Source organism: Marinobacter sp., from assembly GCF_041686475.1.
Classification (GTDB): domain Bacteria; phylum Pseudomonadota; class Gammaproteobacteria; order Pseudomonadales; family Oleiphilaceae; genus Marinobacter.
Genome location: NZ_JAWLDU010000013.1, coordinates 52,092 through 59,636, shown reverse-complemented (window position 1 = coordinate 59,636; position 7,545 = coordinate 52,092). Strand labels below are relative to the sequence as shown.

8 protein-coding genes are annotated in these 7,545 nt (G+C 54.9%); all 8 read right to left on the bottom strand.

The window, feature by feature from the left end:
- Window positions 1-53: 53 nt before the first annotated feature.
- The gene (locus ACESMB_RS05075; protein WP_027831420.1) at window positions 54-419 is read right to left on the bottom strand and encodes a MerR family transcriptional regulator; all 366 of its coding nucleotides are present in this window, start codon (window positions 417-419) and stop codon (window positions 54-56) included.
- Entirely contained in the window at window positions 400-702 is a 303-nt protein-coding gene (gene ihfA, locus ACESMB_RS05070) for an integration host factor subunit alpha (protein WP_007151838.1), read from the bottom strand. The genes ACESMB_RS05075 and ihfA overlap by 20 nt, the downstream gene beginning before the upstream one ends.
- Window positions 703-705: 3 nt before the next feature.
- Window positions 706-3,078: a phenylalanine--tRNA ligase subunit beta gene (gene pheT, locus ACESMB_RS05065; protein WP_372971045.1), complete on the bottom strand. Its 2,373-nt coding sequence runs from the start codon at window positions 3,076-3,078 to the stop codon at window positions 706-708.
- A gap of 59 nt (window positions 3,079-3,137) precedes the next feature.
- A complete protein-coding gene (pheS, locus tag ACESMB_RS05060) occupies window positions 3,138-4,136 on the bottom strand; it encodes a phenylalanine--tRNA ligase subunit alpha (protein ID WP_372926529.1) in 999 nt (332 codons plus the stop codon).
- A gap of 138 nt (window positions 4,137-4,274) precedes the next feature.
- Window positions 4,275-4,628: a 50S ribosomal protein L20 gene (gene rplT / locus ACESMB_RS05055; RefSeq protein WP_027831417.1), complete on the bottom strand. Its 354-nt coding sequence runs from the start codon at window positions 4,626-4,628 to the stop codon at window positions 4,275-4,277.
- 50 nt (window positions 4,629-4,678) lie between these two features.
- Window positions 4,679-4,870, bottom strand: coding sequence for a 50S ribosomal protein L35 (rpmI, locus tag ACESMB_RS05050; protein WP_114613684.1), 192 nt, complete (start codon window positions 4,868-4,870; stop codon window positions 4,679-4,681).
- A 94-nt stretch (window positions 4,871-4,964) separates the two neighbouring features.
- Window positions 4,965-5,507, bottom strand: coding sequence for a translation initiation factor IF-3 (gene infC, locus ACESMB_RS05045; RefSeq protein WP_114613683.1), 543 nt, complete (start codon window positions 5,505-5,507; stop codon window positions 4,965-4,967).
- Complete coding sequence (gene thrS / locus ACESMB_RS05040) at window positions 5,504-7,429, bottom strand: threonine--tRNA ligase (RefSeq protein WP_372926527.1); 1,926 nt, start codon at window positions 7,427-7,429, stop codon at window positions 5,504-5,506. The genes infC and thrS overlap by 4 nt, the downstream gene beginning before the upstream one ends.
- Window positions 7,430-7,545: the final 116 nt, after the last annotated feature.

Here is a 7,545-nt window from a genome sequence, read left to right as displayed (position 1 = left end):
AAAAAAACCGAAGGCGAACCCTCGGTTTTGGTGTCTGATTCAGACGGGGGAGTTCATTTCACCGGCGTATTAAGTACATCCAGGACTTCCTCAAGCTCGGTGATCATCTGACGGATCAGCTGCTTGTACTGGGACGTATCGTCTTTCACCTCATGACTGCTGAGCTTCTGTTTCGCCCCACCGATCGTATAGCCCTGGTCGTAAAGCAGGCTCCGGATCTGGCGAATGGTGATAACGTCCGCACGCTGGTAATAACGACGATTGCCACGGCGCTTGACGGGTGACAGCTGCGGAAACTCCTGTTCCCAATACCTGAGGACGTGCGCTTTCACCGCACAGAGTTCGGCAACCTCACCAATGGTGAAGTAACGTTTACCCGGTATTGTGGGTAATTCGTTGTTATGACTGGGTTCCAGCATACGCTTCTACTTTCTGTTTTAGTTTTTGTCCCGGGCGAAACGTAACAACACGCCGTGCACTAATTGGGATTTCCTCACCGGTCTTCGGGTTCCGTCCCGGCCGCTGTTTTTTGTCGCGCAGGTCAAAGTTACCGAACCCCGACAACTTGACCTGTTCATTATGGCTGAGAGCGCCCCTGATTTCGTCGAAAAAAGCTTCCACCATCTCCTTGGCTTCGCGTTTATTGAGCCCCAGTTCTTCGTACAAGCGCTCCGCCATTTCCGCTTTCGTCAAAGCCGCCATCAGTTAACTCCTCAGTGTTGCCCCCAACTCTTCCTGCAATGCCTCTATGACACCGTTGAAGAGTGAATGCACCTCTTCTTCATTTAATGTGCGCTCGGGATGCTGCCAGAACAGGCTGAGGGCAAGGCTGCGATTACCTTCACCCAGGCTTTCACCTTCATAAACATCAAACGCACGCAAAGCCGTGAGGTGCTCGCCGGCGTGATTTTCTGCCACACGTTCGACGTCTGCGAACCCCACGTCGCTTCCGATAATGATAGCCAAATCCCGCCGAACTTCAGGGAATTTTGAAATATCTTTGAAATTAGGCACATATCCCGAAACGATCGACTTCAAGAATAGCTCAAACATCAGAATCGTGCCATTAAGTTCCAGTTTTTTCTGAACTTGTGGGTGCAACGTGCCCAGCCACCCTACATGTACACCGTCGCGAAGCAATTCGGCTGTCTGGCCCGGATGCAGGGCCGGGCGCTGACCGGGACGAAACTCCACCTGGATACCCAGACGCTGGAACAGACCCTGCAATTCCCCTTTTACATCAAAGAAATCGGCATTTCTGCGACCGTTTGCCCAGTTTTCGGGCAACTGATTTCCAACGACAACGCCGGCGAGCATGGGCTGCTGATCAATCCGGTCGCCTTCTCTAACAAATCGCAGACCCGTCTCGAACAGCCGGATACGCGGCTGCTGGCGATTCTGGTTGTAGGCAACCGTTTTCAGCAATCCGCTCCAGAGGGAGGTACGCATGACCGACAGATCCGACGAAATCGGGTTTGCCAGAGCGATGCCTTCCCGCTCGGGATCAACCAGATTCTGGACTTTTGGGTCCACAAAGCTGTAGGTGATTGCTTCCTGATAGCCACAGGAGACAAAGTAATCCTGGATAGCAGAAACCGGGCGGACTGCCTCTTCCTGGGCGCGAAGGCCAAGGGACCCGGTTGGCTCGGTTACGGGCAGATTGTTGTACCCGTAGATCCGGCCGATTTCTTCAATCAGGTCTTCTTCGATACTGATATCCGGGCGGAAACTGGGCACCTGTACGCGCCAGCCGTTCTTCAACAGCTTGTCGATACGCAGCCCGAGGCGTGTCAGGATTTCTTCAACCTTGGTGCGGTCGATCTGCAGCCCCAGCACATCGGCAACTCGCTGCTCGCGGAGGTCTACGATGCGATCTTCCGGAAGATCCTCGCTGCTGACCACCTCAACGATAGCGCCGGGCTCGCCACCAACAATGGACATCAGCAGCGCTGTAGCCCGCTCCATGGCGTCGCGGGCAAGCTCATAGTCCACGCCCCGCTCAAAGCGATGAGAGGCATCGGTGTGCAGGCCGTAGTGGCGGGCCTTGCCGGCCAGGGTAATGGGATCAAAATACGCTGCTTCCAGGATCAGGTCCCGGGTCTTTTCACTGACACCGGAGTGCTCTCCGCCCATTACACCCGCGATGGCGATGGGTTTGGCATGGTCGGCAATGATCAGGGTTTCGCCTGTCAGCTCCACCTCCTGGCCATCAAGCAAAACCAGTTTTTCGCCTTGCCTGGCCATGCGAACCACGATGCCACCTTCGATTTCATCACGATCAAAGGCGTGAAGGGGCTGTCCCAGCTCCAGCATGACGTAGTTGGTAACATCCACGGCCGCGTCGATAGAGCGAATACCGGAGCGACGCAGTTTTTCCTGCATCCATAATGGTGATTCAGCGGTCAGGTCCACGTTGCGCAGAATCCGCCCCAGGTATCGGGGGCAACCCTCGGGCGCCTTGACAGTGATCTCCGGCACTTCCGAATGCACCACTTCCACAGAGCCGATTTGCGGGCCTTCTACCACCAGGCTGTTCAATACACCCACTTCACGGGCGATGCCCTTGATCGAGAGGCAGTCACTGCGATTCGGGGTCAGGTCCACATCAATGGTGACATCGTTCAGGTTGAGGAATTCATCCAGATTCTGACCTACTGGCGCCTCTTCCGGCAGCTCCATCAATCCGTCGTGACTCTCCGAAAGCCCCAGTTCGGCTTCCGAACACAGCATTCCTTCGGATGACTGGCCACGGAGTTTTGCTTTCTTGATCTTGAAGTCACCGGGCAACACCGCGCCCACGACGGCAAAGGGCACCTTGAGGCCATCGCGAACATTGGGGGCACCACACACCACCTGTACGGTCTGACTTCCATCACTGACCTGGCAGACCCGCAGCTTGTCTGCGTCCGGATGGGGCGACACGGAAGTCACCTCACCCACCACAATGCCACTGAACTTGCCAGCTACCGGCTCGAATCCGTCAACTTCCAGACCCGCCATGGTGATCTGGTCCATCAATGCCTGGGTGTCGTTCGCCGGATTGACCCATTCCCGTAGCCACTGCTCACTGAATTTCATGGTATCTGCCTTGTCCTGGTGCGGTTTTGCCTGTTAATTCGGTTACCCTGGTGACGTGCTTAGCGGAACTGCCGCAAAAAGCGGAGGTCGTTCTCGAAGAACATGCGCAGGTCGTTCACGCCGTAGCGGAGCATGGCCAGACGCTCGACGCCAAGGCCAAACGCAAAACCCCGGTACTCCTCCGCGTCGATACCGCAATGCTCGAATACTTTCGGGTGGACCATTCCGCAGCCCATGACTTCCAGCCATTTGATGCTGCCGTCTTCCTCGCGCCCCCACTCGATATCCACTTCCGCGGACGGCTCGGTGAACGGGAAATAGGAAGGACGGAAACGCACCTCCAGATCCCGCTCGAAGAAAACCCTTAAAAATTCCTCAACGGTGCTCTTCAGATCGGCAAAGCTGACGTCTTTCTCGACCAGCAGCCCTTCCACCTGATGGAACATCGGGGTGTGGGTCATGTCAGAGTCACAGCGGTAAACGCGCCCAGGGCAGATCATGCGGAACGGCGGTTTGCCATCTTCCATGGTGCGGATCTGCACCGGGGAAGTATGGGTACGCAGCAGGGTGCCCGGATTGAAATAAAAGGTATCGTGCATCGCGCGCGCCGGATGATGCCCGGGAATATTCAGGGCTTCGAAGTTATGATAATCGTCTTCGATTTCCGGGCCCTGTTCCACGGTATAACCGGCGCGGGAGAAGAACTGCTCGATGCGCTGCAGGGTGCGGGTCACCGGGTGAAGGCCACCCAGATCCTGGCCGCGGCCCGGCAAGGTCACGTCAATGGATTCACTGGCCAGCTTCTGCTCAATCGCCGCCTGCTCCAGGTTCGTGCGACGGGCATTGATTGCCTGCTCCACCTGCCCCTTGGCTTCGTTGATCTTTTGGCCGGCAGCCGGACGCTCTTCCGCAGACAGCTTGCCCAGTGTCTTTGCCTGTTGGGTGATTACACCCTTCTTGCCAAGGTATTCAACACGAATCTGGTCCAGTGCCTGCAGGCTATCGGCACTGTCGACCGCCGCCAGTCCGTCCTGAACGAGTTGATCCAGGTTTTCCATTGACCCTGCTCCAATCCAGAAATGGAATCACTCTAAACAAAAATAGGGGAAGAGCGCGCCCTTCCCCTATCAGAAGGCGTCCCCATGAAACCATGGGGACGCCTGATTCGATCGGTAACCGATGAAAGAGCTAAGCAATCACAGAGACGCTTTTGCCTTCTCAACAACAGCCGTAAACGCTTGCTGCTCGTTCATGGCCAGATCAGCCAGAACTTTACGGTCGATCTCAACATTGGCCTTCTTCAGACCGGCAATCAGACGGCTGTAGGACAAACCGTTGGCACGGGCGCCGGCATTGATACGGGCGATCCACAGTGCACGGAATGAACGCTTGCGGTTGCGACGGTCACGGTAAGCATACTGACCAGCTTTGATAACCGCCTGCTTGGCTACACGATAGACGCGGCTACGCGCTCCGTAGTAACCCTTGGCCTGATTCATGATTTTCTTGTGACGACGACGTGCTACCACGCCACGCTTTACACGAGCCATACTTTAATCCTTCTACCTTTAAACCTTTACAGGAATGATTTGCGGCTGAATCAGCACGCTGTCATACGCTTGATGGAAGCCACGTCGGCTTTTGCAATCAGCTTGGTACCACGGAGCTGACGCTTACGCTTGGGGCTCTTCTTGGTCAAGATATGACTGGTGAAGGACTGCTTGTGCTTGAAGCCGGTGGCGGTTTTCTTGAACCGCTTGGTAGCTCCGCTTTTGGTTTTCATCTTGGACATTTTTTAAAACTCCGCATTCTGTTTTTAACTGACATAAATGTGCCCCTGAACGACAAAACCCCCGCAACCGCGGGGGATCATTACCTGATCAGGGTCACTTCTTTTTGCGGGGCGCCACAACCATGGTCATCTGGCGGCCTTCCATCTTCGGCCGCTGTTCTACCTGGGCGATATCTTCAATATCCTCTTCGATCCTGTTCATGAGCTTCATACCGATTTCCTGGTGTGCCATCTCACGTCCACGGAAGCGAATCGTCAATTTGCCGCGGTCCCCGTTTTCAAGGAAACGTACCAGGTTGCGTAGTTTGACCTGATAATCCCCTTCTTCAGTTCCTGGACGGAACTTAAGCTCTTTGACCTGAGTCTGCTTCTGCTTTTTCTTGGCAGCAGCCTTGGCCTTCTTCTCATCGAAGATTTTCTTGCCGTAGTCCATTATCTTACAGACGATCGGATCGGAATCCGTTACCTGAACCAGGTCAAGAGACGCTTCTTCTGCCTGCTTGATTGCATCTTCGATCGACACTACGCCGACTTGGTTGCCCTCTGCGTCAATAAGACGGACTTCAGTTGCGTCAATATTCTCATTGATCGGCGCCTTTGGTGTACGCCCCCGATTCGCTCGCTGTTTAATAATCAGATCTCCGTTTTGGTTCTGCCTTTGCGCTCGATTTCATCAGCCATCAGCTGCTCGAACGCTTCCAGCGATAAAGTCCCCAAATCTTCGCCTTTGCGGGTTCTCACCGCAACGGCGTTATTCTCGACTTCTTTGTCGCCGACAACAACAAGGAAAGGGACTTTGTTAATAGTATGCTCGCGGATTTTAAAGCCGATCTTCTCGTTTCTCAAGTCAGCATTAACCCTATAGCCAAGAGAATCCCATTTTTTTGCAAGATTCTGGCAGTAATCACGCTGATTGTCGGTAATATTCAGTATCGCGATCTGCGTCGGGGCCAGCCAGGTGGGGAAAGCGCCTTCGTATTCTTCAATCAGAATACCGATAAAGCGCTCGAAAGATCCCAAAACCGCCCTGTGCAACATAACCGGCGTCTTGCGCTCGGAACTGTCTGCGACGTATTGCGCTCCGAGGCGCCCCGGCATGGAAAAATCGACCTGAATGGTACCACACTGCCAGACCCGGCCGATGCAGTCTTTGAGGGAAAACTCGATTTTCGGGCCGTAAAACGCCCCTTCACCGGGCAACAGCTCCCAATCCACGCCCTCCCGATTCAGAGCTTCTTCCAGGGCTGCTTCCGCCTTGTCCCAGACCTCGTCCGAGCCGACACGCTTTTCCGGCCGGGTTGAAAGCTTATAGAGGATTTCGGTAAACCCGAAATCCTTGTAAATCTCGTGGAGCATCTGGATAAAATCAGAGACCTCCTGCTGGATCGCATCTTCTTCGCAGAAAATGTGGGCGTCATCCTGGGTAAACCCACGCACCCGCATCAGGCCGTGCAACGCACCGGATGCTTCGTTGCGATGACAGGAACCGAACTCGGCCAGGCGCAGGGGCAGATCCTTATAGCTCTTCAGCCCCTGGTTGAACACCTGCACATGACAGGGGCAGTTCATGGGCTTGATGGCGTAATCGTGCTTCTCGGACTCCGTGGTGAACATGTCGTCCTTGAACTTGTCCCAGTGCCCGGATTTTTCCCACAGTGACCTGGAGACTACCTGCGGCGTCTTGATTTCCTGGTAACCGTGTTCATGCTGCTTGCGGCGCATGTACTGCTCGATCTCCTGGTACAGGGACCAGCCATCCGGGTGCCAGAACACCATGCCCGGCGCTTCTTCCTGCATGTGAAACAGGCTCAGCTTCTTGCCAATCTTGCGGTGATCGCGCTTCTCCGCTTCTTCAAGGCGGTGCAGATAGGCTTTGAGGTCTTTCTTGTTGCCCCAGGCAGTGCCGTATACACGCTGCAACTGCTCGTTGCTGGTGTCACCGCGCCAGTAGGCACCTGCTACCTTGGTCAGTTTGAAGGCCTTGAGCTTGCCGGTGCTGGGCACATGGGGGCCGCGGCAAAGGTCGATAAAATCGCCCTGGCGGTAAAACGACAGATCTTCATCACCAGGAATATCCTCAATGATGCGGACCTTGTATTCCTCGCCCATTTCGTCGAACAGGCGCACTGCTTCGTCACGGGACATGACTGAACGGGATACCGGAATATCCTGTTTCGCCAGTTCTTCCATGCGCTTTTCGATCCGGCTCAGATCTTCGTTGGTAAAGGGCCGGTCGAATTTGAAATCGTAATAGAACCCGTTATCCACCACCGGGCCGATGGTGACCTGGGCAGAGGGAAACAGTTCCTTCACGGCCATGGCCAGCAGGTGCGCTGTGGAGTGGCGGATAATATCAACGCCTTCTTCATCACGCTCGGTAACAATGGCGAGGTCGGCGTCTTCATCGATGGGGAAACTGGTATCAACCAGCTTGCCATTAACACGGCCGGCTATAGCGGCCTTGGCGAGACCGGCCCCGATATCTGCAGCGACATCGTGAACGGTGACAGCTTCGGCAAAACTGCGGTGACTGCCGTCTGGCAGGGTTACAACTGGCATAATGAGCTCCTTGAGTCCCAGAGGTGATCCGTACCAAAGACCACATGTTGACGGTTGGCCGCGATACAAACCGCGGACCGTTGCGGGCAGGAGTTTAACAGAAAAAAGCCCGGCAG